Annotated in this window: 23 protein-coding genes and 1 tRNA gene; 13 read left to right on the forward strand and 11 right to left on the reverse strand. The window is 41.5% G+C overall.

The genetic code is table 11. The features are described from left to right. The 7 genes from LA313_RS15830 to LA313_RS15860 are packed head-to-tail and all read left to right on the forward strand — an operon-like array spanning position 1 to position 6,657. Complete coding sequence (locus tag LA313_RS15830) at positions 1 to 477, forward strand: 4Fe-4S binding protein (RefSeq protein WP_228916741.1); 477 nt, start codon at positions 1 to 3, stop codon at positions 475 to 477. Between the two features lie 3 nt (positions 478 to 480). Then, positions 481 to 1,083: an NADH-quinone oxidoreductase subunit J family protein gene (locus LA313_RS15835; protein ID WP_228916743.1), complete on the forward strand. Its 603-nt coding sequence runs from the start codon at positions 481 to 483 to the stop codon at positions 1,081 to 1,083. A 41-nt stretch (positions 1,084 to 1,124) separates the two neighbouring features. Further along, positions 1,125 to 1,463: an NADH-quinone oxidoreductase subunit NuoK gene (gene nuoK, locus LA313_RS15840; RefSeq protein WP_228916745.1), complete on the forward strand. Its 339-nt coding sequence runs from the start codon at positions 1,125 to 1,127 to the stop codon at positions 1,461 to 1,463. Positions 1,464 to 1,475: 12 nt separating this feature from the next. Further along, positions 1,476 to 3,395 (forward strand): NADH-quinone oxidoreductase subunit L, encoded by a 1,920-nt coding sequence (nuoL, locus tag LA313_RS15845; protein ID WP_228916747.1) that lies wholly within the window; start codon positions 1,476 to 1,478, stop codon positions 3,393 to 3,395. Positions 3,396 to 3,401: 6 nt separating this feature from the next. Continuing rightward, positions 3,402 to 4,889 (forward strand): complex I subunit 4 family protein, encoded by a 1,488-nt coding sequence (locus tag LA313_RS15850; RefSeq protein ID WP_228916749.1) that lies wholly within the window; start codon positions 3,402 to 3,404, stop codon positions 4,887 to 4,889. Positions 4,890 to 4,905: 16 nt separating this feature from the next. Continuing rightward, on the forward strand, positions 4,906 to 6,333 hold the full coding sequence (locus tag LA313_RS15855) for an NADH-quinone oxidoreductase subunit N (protein WP_228916750.1): 1,428 nt from the start codon (positions 4,906 to 4,908) through the stop codon (positions 6,331 to 6,333). Positions 6,334 to 6,339: 6 nt separating this feature from the next. Further along, positions 6,340 to 6,657 (forward strand): hypothetical protein, encoded by a 318-nt coding sequence (locus LA313_RS15860; protein WP_228916751.1) that lies wholly within the window; start codon positions 6,340 to 6,342, stop codon positions 6,655 to 6,657. 98 nt (positions 6,658 to 6,755) lie between these two features. Here LA313_RS15860 and LA313_RS15865 read toward each other — a convergent pair whose 3' ends face one another. Next, positions 6,756 to 7,652, reverse strand: a complete 897-nt coding sequence (locus LA313_RS15865) for a diacylglycerol/lipid kinase family protein (protein ID WP_228916752.1) — start codon at positions 7,650 to 7,652, stop codon at positions 6,756 to 6,758. Between the two features lie 139 nt (positions 7,653 to 7,791). Here LA313_RS15865 and surE point away from each other — a divergent pair, with 139 nt between their 5' ends. Then, the gene (gene surE, locus LA313_RS15870) at positions 7,792 to 8,526 is read left to right on the forward strand and encodes a 5'/3'-nucleotidase SurE (RefSeq protein WP_228916753.1); all 735 of its coding nucleotides are present in this window, start codon (positions 7,792 to 7,794) and stop codon (positions 8,524 to 8,526) included. 162 nt (positions 8,527 to 8,688) lie between these two features. Here surE and LA313_RS15875 read toward each other — a convergent pair. The 10 genes from LA313_RS15875 to LA313_RS15920 all read right to left on the reverse strand — a co-directional run bounded on the left by LA313_RS15875 (position 8,689) and on the right by LA313_RS15920 (position 18,665). Further along, positions 8,689 to 8,763 (reverse strand) — tRNA-Pro (locus LA313_RS15875). Positions 8,764 to 8,870: 107 nt separating this feature from the next. Beyond that, positions 8,871 to 10,643, reverse strand: a complete 1,773-nt coding sequence (locus tag LA313_RS15880) for a hypothetical protein (RefSeq protein WP_228916754.1) — start codon at positions 10,641 to 10,643, stop codon at positions 8,871 to 8,873. 7 nt (positions 10,644 to 10,650) lie between these two features. Beyond that, on the reverse strand, positions 10,651 to 11,832 hold the full coding sequence (locus LA313_RS15885) for a DUF4249 domain-containing protein (protein ID WP_228916756.1): 1,182 nt from the start codon (positions 11,830 to 11,832) through the stop codon (positions 10,651 to 10,653). Positions 11,833 to 11,843: 11 nt separating this feature from the next. After that, positions 11,844 to 14,597, reverse strand: a complete 2,754-nt coding sequence (locus LA313_RS15890; protein ID WP_228916758.1) for a TonB-dependent receptor — start codon at positions 14,595 to 14,597, stop codon at positions 11,844 to 11,846. Continuing rightward, positions 14,594 to 15,343, reverse strand: a complete 750-nt coding sequence (locus tag LA313_RS15895) for a hypothetical protein (RefSeq protein WP_228916761.1) — start codon at positions 15,341 to 15,343, stop codon at positions 14,594 to 14,596. The genes LA313_RS15890 and LA313_RS15895 overlap by 4 nt, the downstream gene beginning before the upstream one ends. A 263-nt stretch (positions 15,344 to 15,606) precedes the next feature. Continuing rightward, entirely contained in the window at positions 15,607 to 16,176 is a 570-nt protein-coding gene (locus LA313_RS15900; RefSeq protein WP_228916762.1) for a YceI family protein, read from the reverse strand. A gap of 26 nt (positions 16,177 to 16,202) precedes the next feature. After that, entirely contained in the window at positions 16,203 to 16,841 is a 639-nt protein-coding gene (locus tag LA313_RS15905; RefSeq protein WP_228916763.1) for a DsbA family oxidoreductase, read from the reverse strand. Positions 16,842 to 16,843: 2 nt separating this feature from the next. Continuing rightward, positions 16,844 to 17,320: a hypothetical protein gene (locus LA313_RS15910; protein ID WP_228916764.1), complete on the reverse strand. Its 477-nt coding sequence runs from the start codon at positions 17,318 to 17,320 to the stop codon at positions 16,844 to 16,846. 48 nt (positions 17,321 to 17,368) lie between these two features. Further along, entirely contained in the window at positions 17,369 to 17,896 is a 528-nt protein-coding gene (locus LA313_RS15915; RefSeq protein ID WP_228916765.1) for a YceI family protein, read from the reverse strand. 187 nt (positions 17,897 to 18,083) lie between these two features. Next, a complete protein-coding gene (locus LA313_RS15920) occupies positions 18,084 to 18,665 on the reverse strand; it encodes a Crp/Fnr family transcriptional regulator (protein WP_228916766.1) in 582 nt (193 codons plus the stop codon). Between the two features lie 346 nt (positions 18,666 to 19,011). Between LA313_RS15920 and LA313_RS15925 the strand changes: the two genes are divergently transcribed. From LA313_RS15925 to LA313_RS15945, 5 genes are read left to right on the forward strand one after another with little or no spacing between them, the layout of a single operon-like run. Beyond that, on the forward strand, positions 19,012 to 20,190 hold the full coding sequence (locus LA313_RS15925) for a PQQ-dependent sugar dehydrogenase (RefSeq protein WP_228916767.1): 1,179 nt from the start codon (positions 19,012 to 19,014) through the stop codon (positions 20,188 to 20,190). Next, positions 20,190 to 20,624 (forward strand): c-type cytochrome, encoded by a 435-nt coding sequence (locus tag LA313_RS15930; RefSeq protein ID WP_228916769.1) that lies wholly within the window; start codon positions 20,190 to 20,192, stop codon positions 20,622 to 20,624. The genes LA313_RS15925 and LA313_RS15930 overlap by 1 nt, the downstream gene beginning before the upstream one ends. 50 nt (positions 20,625 to 20,674) lie before the next feature. Continuing rightward, positions 20,675 to 21,283, forward strand: a complete 609-nt coding sequence (gene udk / locus LA313_RS15935; RefSeq protein WP_228916772.1) for a uridine kinase — start codon at positions 20,675 to 20,677, stop codon at positions 21,281 to 21,283. An 18-nt stretch (positions 21,284 to 21,301) separates the two neighbouring features. Further along, the gene (locus LA313_RS15940) at positions 21,302 to 21,619 is read left to right on the forward strand and encodes an FtsB family cell division protein (RefSeq protein WP_228916775.1); all 318 of its coding nucleotides are present in this window, start codon (positions 21,302 to 21,304) and stop codon (positions 21,617 to 21,619) included. A 42-nt stretch (positions 21,620 to 21,661) separates the two neighbouring features. Then, positions 21,662 to 23,056, forward strand: coding sequence for a methylmalonyl-CoA mutase subunit beta (locus LA313_RS15945; RefSeq protein ID WP_228916776.1), 1,395 nt, complete (start codon positions 21,662 to 21,664; stop codon positions 23,054 to 23,056).

Consider the following 23,056-nt stretch of genomic DNA (forward strand, 5'->3'; position numbering starts at 1 on the left):
ATGGGTTATTTCTCTAACATATACTACGGAATTGGAACCCTTCTCACAGGAATGAGGGTCACCGGAAAGTATTTCATAAATGCCCGAAAGGGTGCTATTACTCAGCAATATCCCGATAACCGTGACACATTAAAGATGTTCGAACGCTTCCGTGGGGAAGTGGTCATGCCGCACGATGAGAACAACGAACACAGCTGTACCGGCTGCCAGAAGTGTGAAATTGCCTGCCCTAACGGAAGTATCGAGATCATTTGGGACCGGGTAATCGATCCCGAAACCGGAAAAAAGAAGAAAGCAATAGATCAACACATCTACCACTTCGGAATGTGCACCCAGTGCGGACTCTGTGTCGATGCCTGCCCTTCGGATGCAATAAAATGGGCGCAGAACTTCGAGAACTCTGTCTATGACAGGACTCAGCTTACGAGAATTTTAAATAAACCCGGTTCGAAGGTGAGAGCCGGAGTAGAAGAATAAGCCATGGAAAAAGTAATTTTTTACATCCTTGCAATTATAATGGTGGCTTCGGCCATTGCCGCGGTGAGTAGCCGAAAAATGCTTCGGTCGGTGGTGTATCTGCTTTTTGTCCTGATAGGGGCCGCCGGTCTCTATTTTCAAATGGACTACAACTTCCTGGCTGCCATTCAGCTAACGGTTTATGCGGGAGGGGTTGTGGTACTTATCATCTTTTCAGTCCTGCTCATTCAGCATATTGAAATGCAACTGGAAGTAGCAAGAAAATCACGCCGGGCAATCTCGGCTTTATTGTGCCTGTTGGGATTGAGCGTTTTCCTGGCTACCATCTATGCACATCCTTTTGAAGCAGCAGGAGTGACTACAACTACAACGACTGCTGAAATTGGTAGAGCGCTGCTCAGCTTCGAAAAACAAGGGTTTATACTTCCGTTTGAAGTAATTAGTGTCCTGCTGCTTTCAGCAATGATAGGAGCTATAGTGATCGCCAAAGGCGGAAGACAGATCAAGCAGCCACCCTTCGAGAAATTGGATCCGGAAAAGATCCTTCAGGGGATATCGAAAGAAGTCAATGAAGAAAAAGTTCCTGAAGAAGAAATAGGTGTCTAAAATGACATTTTTGAACCAAAATATTTAAACACATCCGGCAGTTGCCGATAAATATAAAATCTATGATCCCGGGCGTAAGCATAAACGAAATCCTCACCCTCACTTCTATCCTGTTCTTTATAGGAGTGTACGGTTTTATTACCCGAAAGAACCTCATCTCCATCCTCATCTCGGTGGAACTCATTCTGAATTCTTCGGTCATAAATTTTGTGGTGATCAATAAATACCTCTATCCCGAGCTCCTGCAGGGAATGGTGTATTCGATCTTCATCATAGCCGTAGCTGCAGCCGAAACTGCTTTGGCGGTGGCGATCATTATTAACATTTACAGGCGAACAGGCTCTGTAGAAGTGAGCGAAACTGAAACCATGAAGCATTAATCTGTAAAAGAAATGAACCTCATCAACCTTCTTTTAATTCCTGCAATTCCTCTGGCTGTTTTCCTGATCCTGGGAATCTTCAGCCATAAGATCAAGCCGGCAGCATCGGGCGTAATTGGTGTGGCAGGTCTGGCTACCTCCACCCTGCTCTCCTACTATACTGCCTGGCAGTACTTCTTTGTCTCAGGAAAGGTAAATGGCGTCTTCCAAACCTTTGTTGAAAAGACGGTATGGATAAGATTTACTGAAACGCTCCACATTGATATGGGCGTACTTGTGGACCCTATCTCGGTAATGATGCTTATCGTAGTCTCCACAGTTTCGCTGATGGTGCACATTTACAGTAGGGGCTACATGAAAGGGGATGACGGATATACGCGTTTCTTCGCCTACCTGTCTCTGTTCACTTTTTCAATGTATGGATTAGTCCTTGCGACAAATCTCTTCCAAATCTACATTTTCTGGGAGCTGGTGGGAGTTTCTTCCTTCCTGCTCATTGGCTTTTATTACACTAAAACCTCGGCCATTGCAGCTGCCAAAAAAGCTTTTATTGTTACCCGTTTTGCCGATTTCGGATTTTTGATCGGGATCTTTATCATCGGCTTTTATACTAACACTTTTGACTTTCAACTGCTGAATGATCCACAGGGACCGGCGATCCTTACCTGGGCCTCTACTTCCTTTATGGGACTTTCGGTGATCACCTGGGCACTAATTCTCATATTTATTGGCGGTGCGGGAAAATCAGCCATGTTCCCGCTACATATCTGGTTGCCCGATGCCATGGAGGGTCCCACACCTGTTTCAGCATTAATACATGCTGCAACTATGGTTGTAGCCGGAGTCTACCTGGTGGCACGTTTCTTCCCGATGTTCTATATGGTTGAAGATGGATTTGTTTTGCAGATCGTTACGTACGTCGGAGCATTTTCTGCTCTATTTGCTGCTGTTATAGCCATTACCCAAACAGATATTAAAAGAGTCCTTGCCTTCTCGACCATGTCACAACTTGGTTATATGATGATGGCTTTAGGAGTTTCCGGGCTGGAGGGATATGAAGGAGTAGGATATATGGCTTCCATGTTCCACCTCTTCACCCACGCCATGTTCAAAGCTTTACTCTTCCTGGGGGCAGGATCTGTGATCCATGCCGTCCACAGCAATCTGCTACAGGAAATGGGCGGATTGCGAAAATTTATGCCGGTAACCCATTTCACTTTTCTTATTGCTGCCCTGGCCATTGCAGGAATTCCTCCCCTGGCCGGATTCTGGAGTAAAGACGAGATTCTGGTTGCAGCTTATGAAAACAGCCGGTTCATCTATGGAGTTGGGGTCTTCGTTGCAGGCTTGACCGCATTCTATATGTTCAGGCTTTACTTCGGAATCTTCTGGGGTAAGGACAGGCAGTATAAACATACTCCGCATGAATCTCCCGCTTCCATGACCATTCCTCTTATCGTATTGGCGGTGCTGACAGTGACAGCAGGCTTTGTTCCCTTCAGTGAATTAGTGACCGCAGATAAAGCAGGATTTGAAGCTCATTTAAATTTACCTCTTGCAGCCATAGCAGTAGCGGTGGGTGCTTTGGGAATCTTCCTTGCATGGATCTTCTATAAAAAAGAAAACGATCTGGCTTTCCGATTTGCAACCGCATTTGGATCGCTTTACAAGTGGACCTCCCATAAATTCTATTTTGATGAGATCTATCTCTTCGTAGCCAGAAATATCTTCTTTAAAAATGTCGCCGCTCCTATAGCGAAGTTCGATAAAAAGATCGTAGACGGTACCATGGAAGGTATAGGCAACCAGACGGTAGTCCTCTCCCGGAAGATAAAGGGCTGGCAATCGGGAAAAGTTCAGGATTATGCCTTTGGATTCATGGGAGGTTTGGTGGTACTCATCCTGGTCTTCATTTACATTTTTAATAACTAAGGTGCTATGGATATTTTAACTCTATTTGTCGTTGTTCCGGTACTGGTGATCCTGGCACTGGTTTTCACCAAAGATCTTAGACAGGCAAGGGTCATTTCCATGATTGGCGGTTTGGTCCAGCTGGGTATGGCAATAAATCTTTTGTTCGCCTACTTCAGGGAAAGAGCAGTCAATGATGCTATCATGCTCTTCACCCGCGACCTTGTTTGGTTTGAACAATTCAACATCCATTATAACATTGGAGTCGACGGAATTTCGGTTTCCCTGATCCTGCTAACTTCTATTATCGTTCTTGCAGGTGTTTTCATTTCCTGGAAGATGGAAGAACTACCTAAGGAGTTTTTCATTTCCCTGATCGTGCTGGCCACAGGCGTTTACGGATTTTTTATATCTATAGATCTCTTCACCATGTTCGTTTTCTATGAGATCGCAGTGATCCCAATGTATCTGCTTATCGGGATTTGGGGTTCGGGAAACAAGGAATACTCAGCTATGAAGCTAACCCTGATGTTGATGGGAGCATCGGCAGTTCTCATGGTAGGAATTCTTGGGATCTACTTCAACTCAAATGCCGATGGCGGAGCACTTACTTTTAATATCCTTGAGATCGCAAAAGTGAATATTCCTTTTGAAGCTCAAAAGTTGTTCTTCCCTTTAACCTTTATCGGATTTGCCATTTTAGGAGCTCTATTTCCTTTCCATACCTGGTCACCTGACGGACATGCCTCTGCACCTACTGCAGTCTCCATGCTGCACGCCGGAGTTTTAATGAAGCTTGGAGGCTACGGAATTTTCAGAGTAGCTATGTTCCTGCTTCCTGCCGGAGCATTAGAATGGAGTTGGTTCTTCATCATCCTTTCGGCTACCGGAGTGATCTATGGCGCCTTTGCTGCCCTGCGTCAAACCGATCTAAAATACATTAATGCCTACGCATCTGTCAGCCACCTCGGGATGGTGACCTTTGCGCTGCTCATGCTAAACAAAACAGCATGGAATGGTGCCATTTTACAATCTCTGTCTCACGGATTCATGACGGCCCTTTTCTTTGCTTTGATCGGAATGATCTATGGTAGAACCCATACCCGGGACATTACAAAACTTGGTGGGTTGCTTAAAGTTATCCCTTTTATTTCAGTAGTGTATGTTATTGCCGGAATGGCTTTACTGGGTCTTCCCGGCTTCAGCGGATTCGTAGCCGAAATGAACATCTTTATGGGTGCATTTCAGCAGGACAGCATGTTCTACAGGATCGCTACCATTGTCTCTATTTCAGCAATAGTCGTAACTGCGGTATATGTACTGCGGGTGGTTGGAATAATGCTCATGGGACCGGTGAAGAATGAAGCTTATAACCATCTGGAAGGAACAACCTGGTACGAGAAAACCGGAATTATGCTATTGTTGATCCCTATAATAGGAATTGGTATAGCTCCATTGTGGATAAGCAATTTAATTATGGAAAGCCTTCAGCCTTTCATCCAGGGAGTGCTATAAATTAAAAGAATAGAAAATGGAACTGAGTAGTTTTTTACTAATGCGGCACGAGATCTCCCTACTGGCGATCATCCTGCTTCTCATCATTGCCGAGATCGCCATTCCCGATCATAAAAAGAGCAGTATTCTGCACCTGGCCTTGCTTTTCTTCGGAATTCACACTGCTGTAGGTTTCCTGCCGCTGGCAGAAAGTTTCCTGTTTGGAGGCATGTTCAGGAGTAATGACATGATCCACTTTTTTAAAGGTGTGCTAAATATCGGTGTTTTCACCCTCTTACTTCAATCAGCGGAATGGGTGGAAAAGAATATGCTGAGTCAGGAAAGAGGAACTGAATTTTTCATCCTTCTGTTCGCTTCCCTGTTGGGTATGTACTTTATGATCTCTGCCGGAGATTTCCTTATGTTCTTTATTGGGATGGAACTTTCCACTCTTCCCGTCGCTGCACTTGCCGCCTTTGAGATCATCAAAAGGGAATCGGGCGAGGCAGGAATTAAATTTATTCTTTCCGCAGCTTTGGCTTCGGGAGTATCGCTGTTCGGGATTACGATGTTATATGCCACCAATGGCTCTATCTATTTTGAGGATATTGTGACTACTCTGAATGCGGAAAATCTTACGCTCCTGGGTTTCATACTGTTCTTTACCGGACTTGCATTTAAGATTTCCCTCGTGCCTTTCCACTTTTGGACTGCCGATGTTTACGAGGGAGCTCCTATCGGCATCGCTTCATACCTTTCGGTAATATCCAAAGGTGCTGCAGCATTTATCCTAATGATCCTGTTATTCACTGTCCTTAAACCTTTGATGCACATTTGGGAGCCTATGCTTTATGTGCTGGCAGTGGCCACCATGTTCATTGGAAATATCTTTGCCTTACGCCAGGAGAACATGAAACGTTTCCTCGCCTACTCCTCCATTGCCCAGGCAGGTTTTATTTTGCTGGGGCTCATGACCGGTAGTCAATTGGGAACTGCTACAGTGGTTTATTTCATCACTATTTACATCTTCTCGAATCTTGCAGCCTTTGGAGTGGTACAGGCTATTTCCACGAAAACCGGAAAGGAGAATATGAAGGATTACGAAGGTTTATACCGCACAAATCCGAAGCTAAGCCTGGTGATGATGCTGGCACTTTTCTCTTTAGCGGGAATTCCGCCGGTTGCCGGTTTCTTTGGAAAATTCTTCCTCTTCACGGCGGCAGCCAGTGAAGGCTTCTACCTACTGGTATTTTTGGCTGTGGTGAACGTTACCATTTCACTGTACTATTACCTGCTGGTGATAAGAGCCATGTTCGTTCGAAAAGGGGAAGCTCCAATCCCATTTTTTGAGAACAAATTGTACATGAGACTGGGTCTTTTGATCACTGTTATCGGGATTGTGGTTCTTGGTCTATACAGTCCGTTGTACGAATACATATATCAATTAAGTGCAGGTTTAAATTAGCAGGTCATGGCATTAGAAGGAAAACATAGCTTCGGAAGCATTGGAGAAACAAGAGTGAGTTTCATTGAGAAGAAAATTGATGAAGACCGGAAGGAGTTCCTCACCCGACTTCTCGAGCATAACGATTTTCAGGTTATAGTCGAGGAAGAAAAGAAGAAAAAACCTGAAGACCCCCAGCTGTATACAGTTGCCGTGACAGATATCACTTTTAATCCTGTAATTGGAGTGTTCGAAAGAAAATTAAGAACATTTGACGGTCGTAAAGTAACGCCGGGATACTGGAACCAGCTTACCGAGGACACCAAACCGCAATACTGGAAATAGTTTAATCTTTTTATGTTTAAGTTGGCCGGAGATGGTCAGGGGGCTCTGCAGAAACAGGGCCCTTTTTTTACTATAGAAGTGTGGACTAACTTAGCACCTTAAGGTGTCAAAAATGTGAAAACTGCTCTGCGATTTTTTACCTTTATTTCTTCCTCCCGGTAATCTTCAATGATCTCATCATCGATATGTGCGTCCTTACCTTTCCACTTCAGGCGAATCTCACTCACCTTACGCAGATCTGCAAAATCCTCTAATCTTTTTCGCGAATCTCTTTCGTTGAGATGGTCTTGTATATAAGATTTAAGCATTTCTCTCATTTCCTCCCGCACAATTACCAATTCAAAATTTCCGTCCCCGGTTTCAGCATTTGGAGCAAGTTCTATATTAGGTCCTATGTATCTAATATTCATAAGTTCTACCAGAAGGAATTTCCCGGTTATTTCCTGGTTATCTGCAATAATAATGGCCTCCTGCGCTTCATAAAAATCAATGATCTTCAGCAATTCCCTGAGAGATCTGGTGATCTCATCCTTTTTTTCCTCACCATCCAGAGTCTTCATGACTCTCACAAGCTTTGGAAAAATACCACATCCTATACCTTCAATAAAAAAAGCTGCCTCTTCTACACCCTCTACTACCCCGATATCAAAACCGGTTTTCTTAGTGGATTCCCTGATGAACTTTTCGGGAGATCCAATTTTGAAAGTTGTAGCAATATTATTGGCTGTACCATAGGGAAAAACCTGCACCGGTACCTGCAGTAATTTATTTTTTTTGGCTTCAATCATTACCTGAGCAAACTTTTGCACTGTTCCATCACCCCCGGCCACAAATATTATATCTGCATCCTTTTTAACAAATCGATCCCAGAATGGATCATTGGTTGAGAAATAGGAGAATTCAAAACCGGCTTCTTTTAATTGCCTTGTTAGTTCTTCCTTATCATGATTTCCAGTGCCGGCTGTGGGATTATGAATAAGAATAGCTTTTTTCATTTCGGATGGTTTTTAATAAAAATAAGCAGCAAAAAACTTTTCTCAGCCCTTCTTAACACAGACTTATAATTCTCCCGTTTTATCTTATGCTAAAGTTTCGTAATTTCAAGAAACAAGAAAATAAAAATAAAAAAGCACTATGAAAATACTGGTAACCAACGATGACGGAATATACAGTCCCGGCCTTTCCTGCCTGGCAAAATGTGCCTCAAAATACGGCGAAGTGATAGTTATGGCGCCCGATGTAGAACAATCATCCATGGGACAGGCCATAACCTCGGCCAGGCCCATAACCTATAAAAAATCTCCTATCCATTTCGAAGGAATGGAAGCATACAGGGTAAGCGGTACTCCTGCCGATTGTGTAGCACTGGGAACTCACTTATTTGATGATATTGATATCGTGCTATCGGGAATAAATATTGGGTCCAATCTGGGAAATTCGGCCTGGCATTCAGGAACTTTGTCTGCTGCCCGGCAGGCTGTACTCTTTGGCATTCGCGGAATTGCCCTTAGTGTATCTGTCGGAGAGAATGAGCCCGATTTTGATGCGTTAGAGTCCTTTGTTGTAGATTCCCTGAAAGAAGTGATGCACGAATCCTCAATGGAACTTCTCAACATCAACTTTCCCCGGGAACCTGAAGGTGATATTGTATGGACCTGCCAGTCAATACGGCATTACGACGGAAAAGTGATCCAACAGGAAGACCCAATGGGCCGCGAACATTACTGGTTCACCGTATTCCCTATTGAAGAAGTAGAGGAAGGAACAGACAGATGGGCAGTAAAACACGGCAAGACAAGTATTACTCCGATGATCCTGGACCTTACCGACAAAAAGGTTTATGAAGAAAAGAATAGCATATCCAAATAAAGCCGGTTTGGTTACGGGAGACCATAACTGAAGAAATATTCACCTTTTCAAGAATATTTGAATAGTCCACAACTTTTGGTCTTGATCACCTTCGACCTCGAACAAGTTCGGGTGTCGGTTAAAACAAAAAAGCCCTGCACTTTCGTGCAGGGCTTTACTTCGTCGGGGTGGCAGGATTCGAACCTGCGGCCTCCTGCTCCCAAAGCAGGCGCGATAACCGGGCTACGCTACACCCCGAGATCAACTAACGCTGATGAGTTACATTAACTTGTAAGCGGCTGCAAATATAAGAAAGAACTTTAGTTTCCGGTTCAATTCTACTTATTTTTTGAAATTTTATTTACCTATTCTACAGTGAAGGTCTTTCTTATCAAAACAGGTTTACCGCTCGGAGTAAATCCCTCCAGTACCACTTCAAAATCTCCATCAACATCTGATGTGAAAAATTCAATTTTCCCACCGTTCTCTTCGACGTAAACCATAGGTTGCCATAAAAGCTGGTAACGGTAATCGGGAATACGATTGTTTTTGTTCTCCGCGTTATATACCTGTTTAAAATATCTTTTTGGGATTTCCGGTTGCACCAACTCCACATTTTCAGCATAAGGAGCAGTGTGAAAATCAGGAAAATCTCCATTGATGGTTTCCACCAGAATAGCCCCCTGGTAAATCTCAGGTCCAAGATAGATTTTATCTCTAATGATCTTTATCGTCTGAATTCTATTAGAATCCAAATTTACAAGTGAAGAATGATCCTGAACAAGAATTCCGTCCACCATAACCAATGGACGAACTCCCATGTTTAGATGGCCCAAAAGCCCCCTCACCTCAAAAACATAAGTATTATCCTTCTCTTTTATTACCCGGGCAGATTTAATGATCTCTAAAAACGTCTCCTGCACACCTTCAAATCTTGTGTAATCATCCAGATTGTAAGTTTCAACCAGGCTCTTTGGAAATATAATTTCTTCCTGCACCGGAACAAGTGTGTCGGGCTTAAGTGAAAAATAGGCATTTTCTATTTGATTGTACAGGCTACGCTGTATGATCTCCTGTTCCATTTCAGAATTAATTGTATAATCAATAAATTTAAGGTCTTTAGTTGTTATGCCTTCCTCTTCGTCTAATTGTATCTGAAAATTCCCTTGTACATTACCTACTATTTCAATTACTGCGCTTTCGTCCCGAAGACCGCTGTCAAGGTTAAAAAAGAACTGTCCATTTTCCTTAGTTATAGCAAACTGAGCAAATCCTTCATATGAGGGAATAGACAAAGCAACTCTCCTATTTCCGGGAGAAACTTCACTTTCCCCGGAAAAGACACGGCCACTCACTATCTGCCCTCGTAATTCGGGCAGAAAAAGCATAGGGGAACCAGAATCTTTAGAAGAATTCTCTTGTTTAGTAAGTACTTGAGAAGGTTCAACTTCAACGGGAGCAGGCAGACCTCCTATTTTGCGTACGGAAAGAGAGTAATTTCCTGCAGCTGCGTCCGGTTCCATTCCCTGGATTGTTATTTGTACCTGTTCTCTTTTTCCAAAACTCTTTTTGCTCAATTCGAGATCTAAAAAATCTTTTTGCTCTATAGGTTCTCTACGACCTTTCTTTAAAGCTACACCTGTAGATAAATCAATTTCTTTCGCAACTTCAGTATCTTGAAACAACTTCTTCTGATCGCCTTGATATGGATTGATCACTACCAGATCCCCCTCAAAAAAGGCATTTTTAAAGTTCTTCATCCAGTTTGTATAGGCAATTAACTTATAGCTGCCCGAGGGTGTATTAGTGGGAACAAAGAAATCTGCGCTACCTCTTCCATTCTTCAGTTCTATTTTTTGCTTAAAGATGACACTATCATCTTTCCCTATCATTTCTACATAAGCTATTTTGCTAAAGTTTGATACCTCACCGTTATCTTCTTCAACGTTATACACGCTGTAAAGAAGATATTCTCCCGGAAACAGAAGAGACGTATTATAATCCACATAGATCTTCTCATGCGGAATATTTTCAGTCAAATCATCAACCACCAAAGATCTGTCTATTGTTTGTCCCTGCATTTCCTGAGATAGGAAAATACCAAGGACTATGAACATTGCTAATATTATTTTCATCATACTATTTCTATTCTTCCCAAAATTCGGGAGGTACATTCGTTCCAAAAACCGTACAATCTATACAGGCAGCTCTAACGAATCTATACCCTTTTTGAACATCAAAACCAAGATATTTTAATCTTCCCGTTGCTAAAGACTCCCTTAATACCTCCCTGTCGGCCGCTGTTCCTGTTGGCGGAAATACAGCTTCACATTCCTTCACGTGAGCATCGGGACGAAAATCATTGCGGTTGTAGAAGTCTTCAAAATCAAAAAAGATCCTCTGCACGGTTACCGCAGCAAGTGAAAATACTCCCACCACTGCTTCATCAGGATCACTTTGAGAAATAATGTTTCCATTGATCAAACCGAGCTGATTTTGAGTGAATAAGCTTTCAGATTCCGAAAAATCCTGAAGAGTCTCATAATAAGAATATGCTTCCTCAGAAAGAGAAAGCTGTTTAACAAGAATGCTGTATCTATGGGCAGTTTTAAAGCTTTCCTTATCCATGAACTTGATCAAAAGTCTATCAATATTATTTTGCGCCTGTTCATTGGTATTTGCCAGGATAATCTCACTTGACCCCTCTGTAACATAACATGTTGTTTCCTCTTTGGTCTTTATAACTTGTACAAGTTCATCGTCAATCACGTAAAGATCTCTCATGGATGTAAAGGGAGATACGATCTTATAGGTTTCCTGATAATTATATTTGAAAAATCCCGAACTCCCTTCAGGGCCATTTACATCAGCTAAAATGGCAAGTCCCTCTTCCCCTTCTATAGTTACTTTCTGCGCATACAGTGAACTTATTTCTGAACTTTCAGGTAATTTTTCTATTTCCGAAGAATATTGTCTTCCATTGGAGGTGTTAATTTCCAGTCTGTATTCAACATTTTGCAGTGCCTTAAAAGGCTGAACAGAAACATATTTACCCGGCTCGGTTTCTTGAAATTCATGAACATCGGAGTTACTTACCACTCTAATCTGGGCGTTACTTTCTTTCGCAGGACCTTTCTCTTCAAGAGAGTATGTACGGCTTAGAAAAATTTCCTGATAAGACAGTTCATTAGTGATCGTTCCTTCAACAACCAGAGCATTTTCATATGTATCGGCCTCAATATCGATCGGTTTAACGCACCCGGAGGCAAAACCAATTAAAATAACAGCTATCAAAAACTTACACAAAGTATCTATTTTGGCAATCATCTTCTGCTGCTTTAAAATTTAAAATTATAGGTTATTGTAGGAACGGGAATAGCGAAAATTGAGGTTTTATAAGCTTTGACCTTTTCATTCTCGGTCACAAAAAATACAGAATAGGGATTATTTCTCCCCAAGACATTATAAATCGAAATATTCCAGAAACTATGGGCAAGCTTTTCAATCTTATGATTCCCCTCAATGTTTAAACTAAGATCCAGCCTGTAATAGTCGGGGATCCTGAATTCATTACGGTCACTGTACATGACATACTCTGCCCCATTATAGGTATACTTTCCTACAGGATATGTAATTGGTCTACCTGTTTGATAAACAAAATTGGCCGACAAACTAAAGCGTTTAGTGAATTTATAGTTGGCTACCAATGAAAAGTCATGAGGTTTGTCAAAGTTTGACGGGAAGTAATCTCCACCATTTACTATTTCTTCTTTAAATTCTCCTGCCAGTTTAACAAAGGATCGTGAATAGCTATAGCTCAACCAACCGTTAAGATCTCCTTTGGTCTTTTTTAGCAGAAACTCTCCGCCATATGACTCTCCCTCTCCCTGCAAGATTTCAGTCTCAATAGTTTCATTAAGAAAAAGCTGAGCTCCTACTTTATAATCCAATATGTCATTTGATTTTTTGTAATAACCTTCTACACTTACTTCATACATGTTATTAAAGAAATTCTTGTACAGCCCCAGGGAATATTGATTTGCTCTTTGGGGTTTTATTATAGCATCAGATAATTTGTAAGTATCTGTAGGCGATGCAGTAGTATTCGTAGACAGGGTATGAATATATTGATATGTACTATTATAGCTAGCCTTTACCGAAAGATCTTCCTGCAGCAAATATCTTCCCGAAACCCTTATTTCGGGACCTCCATAGGTCTCAATTACTTCGTTATTTTCATAATCAACTCTGTCAATGACCGAACTTTCCCTCCGTGGAGCCCCTTCCTGATATATTCTTTCTACGCCTTCTCCCAAAGCGGCAAACATAGAAAACCTGAGCCCGGCACTTAGGAGTAGCTTTTTAGTTACTTCATAATCATCTCCTATAAAAACGGCTGCTTCCAGTCCTTTTTCCTGTGCCACTTCTCTTGGCTCAATAGCCGATTCACCACGAGGTTCAATTTCTCCGGGATTTACCAGGTAAAGTTTTCCTGAAACCCCATAGTCCCACCTATGCCTGTCATTCAATTTATATTTGAAGTGGGTCTTGATGCCGGTCTCATTTATCCCATATCCAGAACGGAAATCATTGGTGAATTCTCCCGCATAATCTATATTAAAGGTGTAATCTGAATTTGTGACCTGTAAATTTCCCTGGTGCCGGTTGTTGAACCTGTGAACCAGATCAAGAGAAAGCAATCTGTTACTGTAGCCGTAAAGGGAGTCGGGGGTTATATTGAATTTATCATTGCTATAATACCCCATCAAATCGAGATCTGTGTCATCACCAAATTTGTGATTGTACTTTGCCACCACATCATAAAAAGAAGCTTCATTATCTTTTAGGGATTCTTCATCCAAAGATCTTAAAATCCAATCTGAATACGTGCTTCTAAAACCAACCAGGACTCCAGATTTCCCTTCTACAACAGGCACTTCTAAAGTGAGATTTCCAGTCACGGGACCTATAGCACCTTCTCCGGCAAATTCATCTACATTGGCATCTTTCGTTCTAATATCAAAAACTGAGGACAACCTGCCTCCAAAATGTGCCGGCATGTGACCTTTATAAATATCAACTGCTCCGGTTGTAAACGGATTCAAGGCCGAAAAAATCCCGAAGAAATGTGCCGGATTGTAAATTACTGCATTGTCCAGAAGTATAAGGTTTTGGTCTGCCCTTCCCCCACGAACATTAAAGCCGGCTGCACCTTCCCCTGCCGAAGATATTCCCGGAAGGGTCGCACTTACTTTAAGGATATCTCTTTCCCCCAGAACCAGTGGAATATTTTTTATCTCTTCTACATTTATCTCCTCTTTACCCCCGCCTGCATCACTTACGTTACTATCTGGATTTGATTCAAGTAATACCTCTCCAAGTTGTTGAAAGTCTTCTTTAAGACTAAAATCCAGTTCACCGTCATTGTAGATCACTACTCTTTTAGCAAGGTCTTCATTCCCCAGGGATCGGGTTTCCACTATGTTCACCCCCGGCGGCAGTCTCAATTTATAATAACCATTTTCATCGGTTACTGTTCCAATTTCGCTATTCCTCACAGAAATTGCCAGGTTAGGAATTGGCTGCCCGTCTTCGGCACTGGTAACCCTTCCGGTAAGGCTAAGTCTTTTCTTTCCCGCTGATCTTTCGGCACGACCAATGTTCACCGTTTCTAAAGGTGTCTCCGACGTTTTCTTTATACCTTCAAAGAAAACAGGATTGTAGGTTTCCTCTTGCTCCTGTTCAACCACCTGGACATCCCTATTTCCAAAGAAATTATCTGGCAACTCTTCGTAAAGAACACTACTTTGAGTTAGGATGATCCTCTCATTGAGAAAATGGAAATTCAACAATGTGTTGTCAAGGAGATCTTTCAACAACTCCTCAAGACTTATATTCCTGTAATTACCTGAAACAGGTTGCTGCGGAAGCCAGGCTTCGTTGTAGTAAAATTTAAAATTAGTCTTCGTCTCTATCTGAAGCAGAACTTCCTTAAGCGGAAGATTGGAGAACTGGAGATCTATTTTCTCTTGGTTCTGTGCATCAACTGTAAAAACAATTAAAAAGAACAAACAGGTAAACCAGTTTCTCATTGGGCAATATCATTTGAAAGTTCAGATAAATTTTGGAACATGGCTACCAATGCCCCATCCCGATTATCTTTTTGTTGTTTTCTGTATTTTCTGTATTGCTCTCTCACCGCTGCTTTATGATTGGGAAACAGCTCAAGAAGATTTTTTCGGGAAAGCTCATAATAGTCGTCCCTATATTTAACATAATAATCGGGAGACTGTGGATTAAATTCATAATGAACCAGTTCCCGCCCGGAAATTTTTTGCTGTGACAGCTTGTGTTTTTTGAGCACCTGCATATTGGGACCGTCATAAATTACTTGAAAAATCCCCGAAAGACCGGACTCCCCTTCGTAGATATTTTTAAAATAGATTGAATTTAATTTAAAACCATCAAGACGATTAGGAAGTAATTTAAAAACTGTCGCTCCCCGTTGACTGGGGAGTTTTACCAGGAGGGCATCATCAAAAATATTATATTTGGCTTCAACATTAAAGTAAGGTTGATCCTCGTATAATACTGTCATAGGCACAAATTCATTGAGCCAAAAAAATTTATGCTTTTCATTGATCATCCTGTGATTCTCAATATATTCAACTCCTGTAAAAATGCGGGTGTTTTGGATCCCTATGGTTTTATCGAGATTAAAATAGGCTTCCTGAAGATTTAATGGCAGAACCTTTTTTTGACTCCACATGGTATTTCCAATAAAAAGAAGGACGAGTAAAGCTGAAATTTTATAGGGGTTGATCATGTAGTTCTTCAATAAAAAAAATTATAATATTTTCTTAAAATAATAAAGAATTCCAAAAATACACAAAAACATAAAACTCAAAATTTTTGAACCCTTTTAAATTCAGAATTTCCACAGTCAATCCTGTAGACTTATATAAGCTAAATCTTTGAGCTACGCACCCTTAACACATTAATAAACTCACCATTCATCATCCGAAATTTGCATTAAAAACAAAAAGCCCCGCAATTGCGGGGCTTCAAAATGTTATTTTAAACACACAATTTTATTAAAATTTATTGCTTCTTAAACTCAGCGTCAACGTCGATAACTACCTTGTCGCTCAAGACAGCTTCAGGGAATTTTGGCCCCAGGTTAAAATCCGATCTATTTACATCTCCAGTAATCGCGAACCCCGAAATTAATTCTCCATTTTGATTTGTAATTGTGCCCCGATGCCAAACATCAAGAGTTACAGGTTTAGTGATTCCATGGAAAGTTAGATCTCCCTTTACTTTAAATTTCCCTTCTCCCACTTTTTCTGAAGAAGTACTCACAAATGTCATTTTTGGATACTTTTCAGCATCAAAAAAGTCGGCACTTTTTAAGTGACTGTCTCTTTTCTCAACTCCGGTGTCAATAGAAGGCACCTGAATTTCTACAGTATATTTAGCATCACTAAGATCTTCATTTGAAGTTTCTATAGTAGCATCAAATTCGTTGAAACGACCTTCCACTTCCGAAATGCCAAGGTGAGTGATGCCGAAAGAAACCTGAGAGTGGGCCTTATCGGCTTTCCAGGTGGTTTGAGCAGAAATAGTTGTGCTTAAAAAAGCGATAAATAGAAAAGCAAATATTTGTTTCATTTTGTTGGTTTTAATTGTTAATGGATTTATTGTTTGTCATTCATTGCCTTTTCAAGGGTCTGCAAAAAAGCTTCTGTGGGTTGTGCTCCCGAAACAGCGTATCGATCATCAAAGACAAAGAAAGGAACGCCCGTTACCCCAATATTTCTCGCCTCCATTTCATCCTGCTTAACCTCATAATTAAAATCATCAGATTCAAGCATCTGTTTCACTTCAGCAGCATCCATCCCAATAGAAGCAGCTATTTCAACCAGAACTTCGGGATAATCAATATTTTTTGCATCTTCAAAATGTGCTTTAAACAAAGCTTCTTCTATTTCGTCGCCCAAACCTTCAGATTTAGCCATCTGGATCAACTTATGCGCTCTAAAAGAATTTGCCAGCACAGAATCTTCGAGGTTAAAATCCAGCCCCACTTCCTTAGCCATTTGAGTAGCCCGGCTAAACATTTGCCTTGCCTGCTCTTTGGAAACACCTTTTGCTTCGACGAAATAATCGATAGAATTCATGTCTGCACGCGTTTCCAGCGTTGGGTCTAACTGAAAACTTTTCCAGGTGATCTTTACCTTATCTTTTTCCGGAAATTGCTCCAGCGCAGCCTCAAATTTTCTTTTGCCAATGTAACAGAAAGGACATCTAACGTCCGACCAAATTTTTACTTCCATAATTACTCTTTTTGATGATAACCTGCAGCTTTAAAAAAGTTCTGCACGATTTCTTTTGCTTCTTTATTCCTCCCAAAAATATGAAAATCTGAACCTTTTATTTCCAACTCCACTATTCTGGAGTAAGGAAGCAGGTCCTGAAAGCAAAATTCTTTGTTTTTTAACTTCCCGGGATGAAAAATTACCAGAACAATTTTTTGAGTGGAAACCTGCTTTATCCTATCCAGCAGCTTTGGTTCGATCTCCTCTGGTTGGATAAAAGCGATAGCATCTGCCTCCCAGCAACCATCTTTCTCACAAGTTGTGAATTCAACTTCGGCCGGTACATCCAGATCCCCCAGCCGCTTCTCTAATATTGATTTTTTCGTTTCATCGCGGGAGATGAACAGCAGGCGCAAGTCCTGCTGCACAGCTGCCATTGCCAAAGCAGGACAAAATTCCCCACTTTCTCCAATAATTGCTACTGTCTTCTTTCCCATCTTACTAATTACTTTCAGAAATAAGTTTTCTCCCTTTGCGATGTGAGCTTATGCTACTTTTACGAACTGTACCTCAACATTTATTTTAATCTGGTCTCCCAAAACCACATTTCCTGCTTCGGTAACTGCATGATAGGTCAAACCGAATTCTTTTCGGCTAATTTTCCCCGATACAGTAAGTCCGGCTTTGGTTTGTCCGTAAGGATCTACAACTTCCCCTCCATATTCAACATCAAAAGAGACAGTTTTTGTTACGTCCTTAATTGTAAGCTGTCCTTCAACTGTATCGTCATTCACATTGAAACTGTCGGCTTTAAAAACAAGGTAAGGATGGTTTTCCACCTCAAAGAAATCACCAGATCTAAGGTGCTCATCTCTTTGATCATTGCTGGTGTCTATAGATTTTACATCTGCCTTAAACTCAATGTCATTAACCTTTTTAAATTCCTCTCCTTCACTCTCGGCCGCTCCTTCAAAAACCTTGAATTTCCCGGTAACGGTTGAGATCATAAGGTGCTTTACTTTAAAAGTCACTTCACTGTGTGTTGGATCAATGTTCCATTTTGTACTTGCCATATTTTTTATTTTATATGTTAATGATTAATTACAGCACAAATTTACAGGCACAGTTTCCCGTGACCAATGACCTATGATAATAAATGGATGTGATCTATGTCACAGTTTTAATAAAAATCACTGATATACAACAGTTTGGTATTTCTTCGGAAGAAGATTTGCCAAAAATGACCTTCTAGAGAGGTATTTACGAACCCGAAGTGATCTGGCTGCGAATACGACTAAGGGTTTCCCGTGTCACCCCAAGATAAGAAGCGATCATATGAAGCGGCACCCGCTGAATAACATCGGGGAATTCCTTCAGCATTTTTTGATAACGCTCCTCGGCCGTTGTACTAAAGGTGCCCATCAGTCGCCGCTGGGTGGCGATAAGGTTATTCTGAATGAGGATACGGAAATAACGTTCAAAGGCAGGAACTTCTTTCAGCAGTTGATCCCAGGACTCTTTGGTAATGAGCAGCAATTCACTATCCTCCAAAGCTTCAATATTATATTCTGAAGGTTCTCCCGTTAAAAAACTGTAGAGATCCCCACTCCACCAGCCCTGCATGGCAAACTGCAAAATGTGCTCACTTCCCTTTTCATCAATTGTATAGCTCCTTAGAAGACCTTTTTCGACAAAAGTGGTATAAATACAAGGTTCCCCCTCTTCAAATAAAAAACGTCTTTTTCGTAGTTTCTTCGGAAGGAACAGCGTTTTGGCATATTCAAATTCCTCCTCACTAATTGAGATAGTTTCATTGACTTTTTGCTGCAGAAAATCGAACATGGAAAAAGAAAAATTTAGATCATAAAGATAGATATTATTACTGAAGCCTTTTAACCCGCCTATCTCTTCCTCTTATTGCAGAATAAGCTTCTCAAATGATTTTTTAAAAATTCTCTGCACTTTAAAACTAGACCAACACTAAGATTTTTTCAGTTTTCATTTCCCCCTTCCCGGAAGCTGTGGCGGAAAAAAACCTGTATTTTGGTTTTTGTGTCGGTACCACGTGCTACAACCTGAAGGCCTGATTCTTTTCCCGGACTTTGACAATTAAGAATCTTCATTAAATTCTTATTATCTTTGAATTTCCCTTTTTGCGAGGGTCTCAATCCATGATAACATTTTTAAGATGAAAAAACTTTTTATACTTAGTCTCGGCCTTAGCCTTGTCGCCTGCGGAGAAAATGGCAAACAAGCCGAAAATATCGAACAGGTAACAGAAAACGATACTGTAGTACAAAATTCTCCTGTTACCATTCCCGAAGAGGAATTGACCACAGAAGAATACGAATATGAAGTCGTAGTTCCCGATCTTGACATCGCATGGGGGATGGACTTCCTGCCCGATGGCAGCATGCTTATTACAGAGAAAAACGGAGATCTTATCCACTTTCACAACGGTCAAAAGCAACTGGTAAAAGGAGCTCCTCAGGTATACAACCGTGGCCAGGGAGGATTTCTTGATGTAGCCGTAGGTCCTAATTATGAGAGCGACGGCTGGATATATTTTACTTACGCTTCTGAAGAAGGCGAAGGCGAAGGAGGAAACACTGCTTTAATGCGTGCAAAACTGGAGAACAATCAACTTACTAGTAAAGAAGTTCTTTATAAAGCCACTCCCAACACCACCCGCGGACAACATTTTGGTTCCCGGATTTCTTTTGACGGGCAGGGGCATTTATTCTTTAGTATTGGGGACCGTGGGGACCGCGATGTGAATCCACAGGACCTCACCCGTGACGGCGGAAAAGTTTACAGACTCAACCTTGACGGCAGCATCCCACAGGACAATCCTTTTGTGGGAAGGGAAAATGCAGTAGAAGCAGTTTATTCATACGGCCACAGGAATCCGCAGGGGATGATCTACAATGAAGAGACCGGCGAGGTATGGGTGCATGAACATGGTCCACAGGGAGGTGACGAGATCAATGCTGTAAAAAAAGGAGCAAACTATGGCTGGCCATTGGTAAGCTACGGAATTAACTATGATGGAACTTCCTTTACAGATGAAACTTCAGGACCAGATTTTGAAGATCCGCTTTATTATTGGGTTCCTTCTATTGCTCCAAGTGGTTTTGTACATGTAACATCAAATAAATATCCCGAGCTGCAGGGAGATCTTTTGGTTGGCTCGCTTAAGTTCCAGTACGTGGAACATTTAAAGCTTGACGGAAAAACTGTAATTGCACGGGAAAAGATCCTGGAACAAATTGGCCGCGTACGTGATATAATTCAGTCGCCTGCCGGGGACATTTATGTTTCAGTTGAAGGTAAAGGTATAGTTAGAATACTTCCGAAGCAGTCGTAATGAAGAAACTTTTAATGACTTGCCTGCTCGTAGTGGTTTTGAGCTGCAAGAATAATTCAGAAGAAAAAACAACTGCGATCTCACAGCAGGAATTTACACCCGAAATGAAAGAGAGTATTTCCAGGGGGGCACAACTCTATAACAACTTTTGCGCCTCCTGCCATCTATCGAGTGGCGAAGGAATTCAAGGCGTATTTCCACCCCTTCAGAACTCCGACTGGCTGGTAGAAAAGCGGAAAGAATCCATCCATGCCGTTAAATTTGGTCTTCGCGGTCCAATTGAAGTTAACGGGGTGGAATATGATAACCTCATGCCTCAATTGGGGCTTAGCGATCGTGAGGTTGCAGATGTTATGAACTACATCAACAATGCCTGGGGTAATAACGTGAGAGAGCCTGTGACAGAAGAAGAAGTGGCTGCCATAAAAAAATAAAACATACTTTTTACAACGGTAAATAATTACCTTTGCCGAAAATTTAGAATATGTTGATCATTGGAATCGCCGGTGGCACCGGTAGCGGAAAAACAACTGTAGTTAATCAGATCATCGAAGAGCTGAAGAACGAAGAAGTGGACGTCATATCCCAGGATTCTTACTACCAGGACACCAGCCATCTCACCTATGAGCAGCGTACTAAAATAAATTTTGACCACCCTAAATCGATAGATTTTGATCTTCTGGTATCCCACCTAAAAGATCTAAAGGCGGGAAAGAATATTCAGCAGCCGGTTTACTCGTTTAAGCAGCACAACCGCACTTCAGAAACTATTACCATTGAACCGCGCAAAGTGATCATAGTGGAAGGAATTCTTATCCTTACCCATCCCGATATTAGGGAAATGTTTGACATTAAGATCTACGTGCATGCCGATAGTGATGAGCGGCTCATTCGTCGCCTCAAACGCGACATCGCCGAAAGAGGTCGCGATCTGGAAGAGGTTCTAAACCGCTACCAAACTACCTTAAAACCCATGCATCAGCAGTTCATCGAACCAACAAAGGAGTTTGCCGATATCATTATTCCTACAAATCGTTACAACACAGTGGCTGTTGATATTGTTCAAACGATCATTCGCCAGCGTTTACTCTAATTTTGTATATTTCGGGATATGAAATGGAAAGACATCCGCAATAATAGATGGGTACGCATCATCGCCAACAAATATACATTGGTGCTGCTGGCCTTTAGTTTTTGGATGCTCTTCCTGGACAGCAACTCCTGGCTTATTCACCGTGAACTCGATCTTGAGATCGAAGATCTGAACAAAAACAGGGAATATTACCTCAACGAGATCTCGGGTGACCAGGCCATTATGGAAAATCTCAACGATTCCCTTGAACTTGAGAAATTTGCCCGGCGCGAGTACTTTATGAAGAGGGATAATGAAGAGATCTTTATCATTGAGTATAAGGAGGCAGAAGAGTAGTTTCTAAAAATTCGGTTTTGAGGTCCTTTTAATTTTATGAAAATGACAGAGAATTTATTCAAAGAATTTGAAGAAGTATCGGCCAAACAGTGGAAACAGAAGATACAATACGACCTAAAAGGTGCCGATTATAATGAAACTCTGGTTTGGAAATCGCTTGACGGGATCAACGTAAAACCTTTTTACCACCCCGATGAATCTCCCGAACCAGTACAGTTAAGCACTCCGCTTAAATGGAATATCACCGAGCAGATCTATGTTACTTCTGCTGAAAAAGCAAATAAAAAAGCTCTTGATGCTCTTAAGAAAGGTGCCGAAAGCATTTGGTTTATTCTTCCGTCGGAAGATGTTGATGTAAAAGGCCTTTTTTCGAACCTTGATCTTTCCAGTTTTCCTGTCTACCTGAAGCCTGAATTTGCTTCGGAAGAATTTTTTTTTCGACTGGATGAACAGCTAACTCCGGAATCCCGGGTTTTTCTTCAGTTTGATATTGTAGGAAACCTTGCCCGCAGCGGAAACTGGTATAAAGATCTGAAAGAAGATCACAGGGTGCTCGATTCACTGCTCCAAAAGTGTCAAAATTTGAAGTCTTTTCTTTCAGTTGACATGGCACTTTATCAAAATGCCGGGGCGACCATTCCGCAGCAACTGGCCTACGCATTAGCACATGTAAATGAGTACTTCAATCACATTCACGAAAAACCTGAAGTGTCAAAAAGGGCAAAATTTCAGTTTGTTGTTTCGGTGGGGGCAAATTACTTTTTCGAGATCGCCAAACTTCGAGCCCTTAGGCTACTGTTTTCTACTTTAAGCAGCGAGTACAACCTTAAAACCGACTGTGATATACTTGCACAGCCTTCCCGTCGTAACAAAACCTTATACGATTATAATGTCAATCTGCTGCGCACCACTACCGAATGTATGAGTGCGGTACTTGGCGGCGCAAACAGCGTATGTAATATGGCCTACGATGCCATTTACCATAAGAACAACGACTTTGGAAGCCGCGTTGCCCGTAACCAACTGCTGGTACTTAAGCATGAAAGTTATTTTGAAAAAGTGGCAAACCCGGCTGAGGGCAGTTATTATATCGAAACGCTTACCCACGAAATGGCCGACAAGGCTTTAGACATTTTCAAGAATATTGAAAATGGTGGAGGATTTGTTACTCAGTTAAAGGAAGGAATCATTCAGAAGAAGATTTCTGAAAGCGCTGCGAGGGAACAGGAAGAATTTGATGCCGGGAAGCTGGTGCTGGTTGGCACAAACAAATATCCAAATCCACAGGACAGGATGAAGGAGGAGCTGGAGCTGTATCCTTTCGTAAAGCAAAAGCCGCGAAAGACTTTGCTACAGCCTGTGATAGAAAAACGTTTATCAGAAAAAACCGAACAGGAAAGACTTAAGGAAGAGGAAAGTATTAACAGCGAAAAATAG

Source organism: Salinimicrobium sediminilitoris, assembly GCF_020866905.1.
Lineage (GTDB): Bacteria > Bacteroidota > Bacteroidia > Flavobacteriales > Flavobacteriaceae > Salinimicrobium > Salinimicrobium sediminilitoris.

Coding starts and splice junctions, on each gene's coding strand:
- LA313_RS15930 (WP_228916769.1), top strand. CDS start 20,190: ATGAAGAAACTTTTAATGACTTGCCTGCTCGTAGTGGTTTTGAGCTGC.
- surE (WP_228916753.1), top strand. CDS start 7,792: ATGAAAATACTGGTAACCAACGATGACGGAATATACAGTCCCGGCCTT.
- LA313_RS15905 (WP_228916763.1), bottom strand. CDS start 16,841: ATGGAAGTAAAAATTTGGTCGGACGTTAGATGTCCTTTCTGTTACATT.
- LA313_RS15890 (WP_228916758.1), bottom strand. CDS start 14,597: ATGAGAAACTGGTTTACCTGTTTGTTCTTTTTAATTGTTTTTACAGTT.
- LA313_RS15945 (WP_228916776.1), top strand. CDS start 21,662: ATGACAGAGAATTTATTCAAAGAATTTGAAGAAGTATCGGCCAAACAG.
- udk (WP_228916772.1), top strand. CDS start 20,675: ATGTTGATCATTGGAATCGCCGGTGGCACCGGTAGCGGAAAAACAACT.
- LA313_RS15880 (WP_228916754.1), bottom strand. CDS start 10,643: ATGATGAAAATAATATTAGCAATGTTCATAGTCCTTGGTATTTTCCTA.
- LA313_RS15830 (WP_228916741.1), top strand. CDS start 1: ATGGGTTATTTCTCTAACATATACTACGGAATTGGAACCCTTCTCACA.
- LA313_RS15920 (WP_228916766.1), bottom strand. CDS start 18,665: ATGTTCGATTTTCTGCAGCAAAAAGTCAATGAAACTATCTCAATTAGT.
- LA313_RS15940 (WP_228916775.1), top strand. CDS start 21,302: ATGAAATGGAAAGACATCCGCAATAATAGATGGGTACGCATCATCGCC.
- LA313_RS15885 (WP_228916756.1), bottom strand. CDS start 11,832: ATGATTGCCAAAATAGATACTTTGTGTAAGTTTTTGATAGCTGTTATT.
- LA313_RS15910 (WP_228916764.1), bottom strand. CDS start 17,320: ATGGGAAAGAAGACAGTAGCAATTATTGGAGAAAGTGGGGAATTTTGT.
- LA313_RS15900 (WP_228916762.1), bottom strand. CDS start 16,176: ATGAAACAAATATTTGCTTTTCTATTTATCGCTTTTTTAAGCACAACT.
- LA313_RS15850 (WP_228916749.1), top strand. CDS start 3,402: ATGGATATTTTAACTCTATTTGTCGTTGTTCCGGTACTGGTGATCCTG.
- LA313_RS15925 (WP_228916767.1), top strand. CDS start 19,012: ATGAAAAAACTTTTTATACTTAGTCTCGGCCTTAGCCTTGTCGCCTGC.
- LA313_RS15860 (WP_228916751.1), top strand. CDS start 6,340: ATGGCATTAGAAGGAAAACATAGCTTCGGAAGCATTGGAGAAACAAGA.
- nuoL (WP_228916747.1), top strand. CDS start 1,476: ATGAACCTCATCAACCTTCTTTTAATTCCTGCAATTCCTCTGGCTGTT.
- LA313_RS15915 (WP_228916765.1), bottom strand. CDS start 17,896: ATGGCAAGTACAAAATGGAACATTGATCCAACACACAGTGAAGTGACT.
- LA313_RS15865 (WP_228916752.1), bottom strand. CDS start 7,652: ATGAAAAAAGCTATTCTTATTCATAATCCCACAGCCGGCACTGGAAAT.
- LA313_RS15835 (WP_228916743.1), top strand. CDS start 481: ATGGAAAAAGTAATTTTTTACATCCTTGCAATTATAATGGTGGCTTCG.
- LA313_RS15855 (WP_228916750.1), top strand. CDS start 4,906: ATGGAACTGAGTAGTTTTTTACTAATGCGGCACGAGATCTCCCTACTG.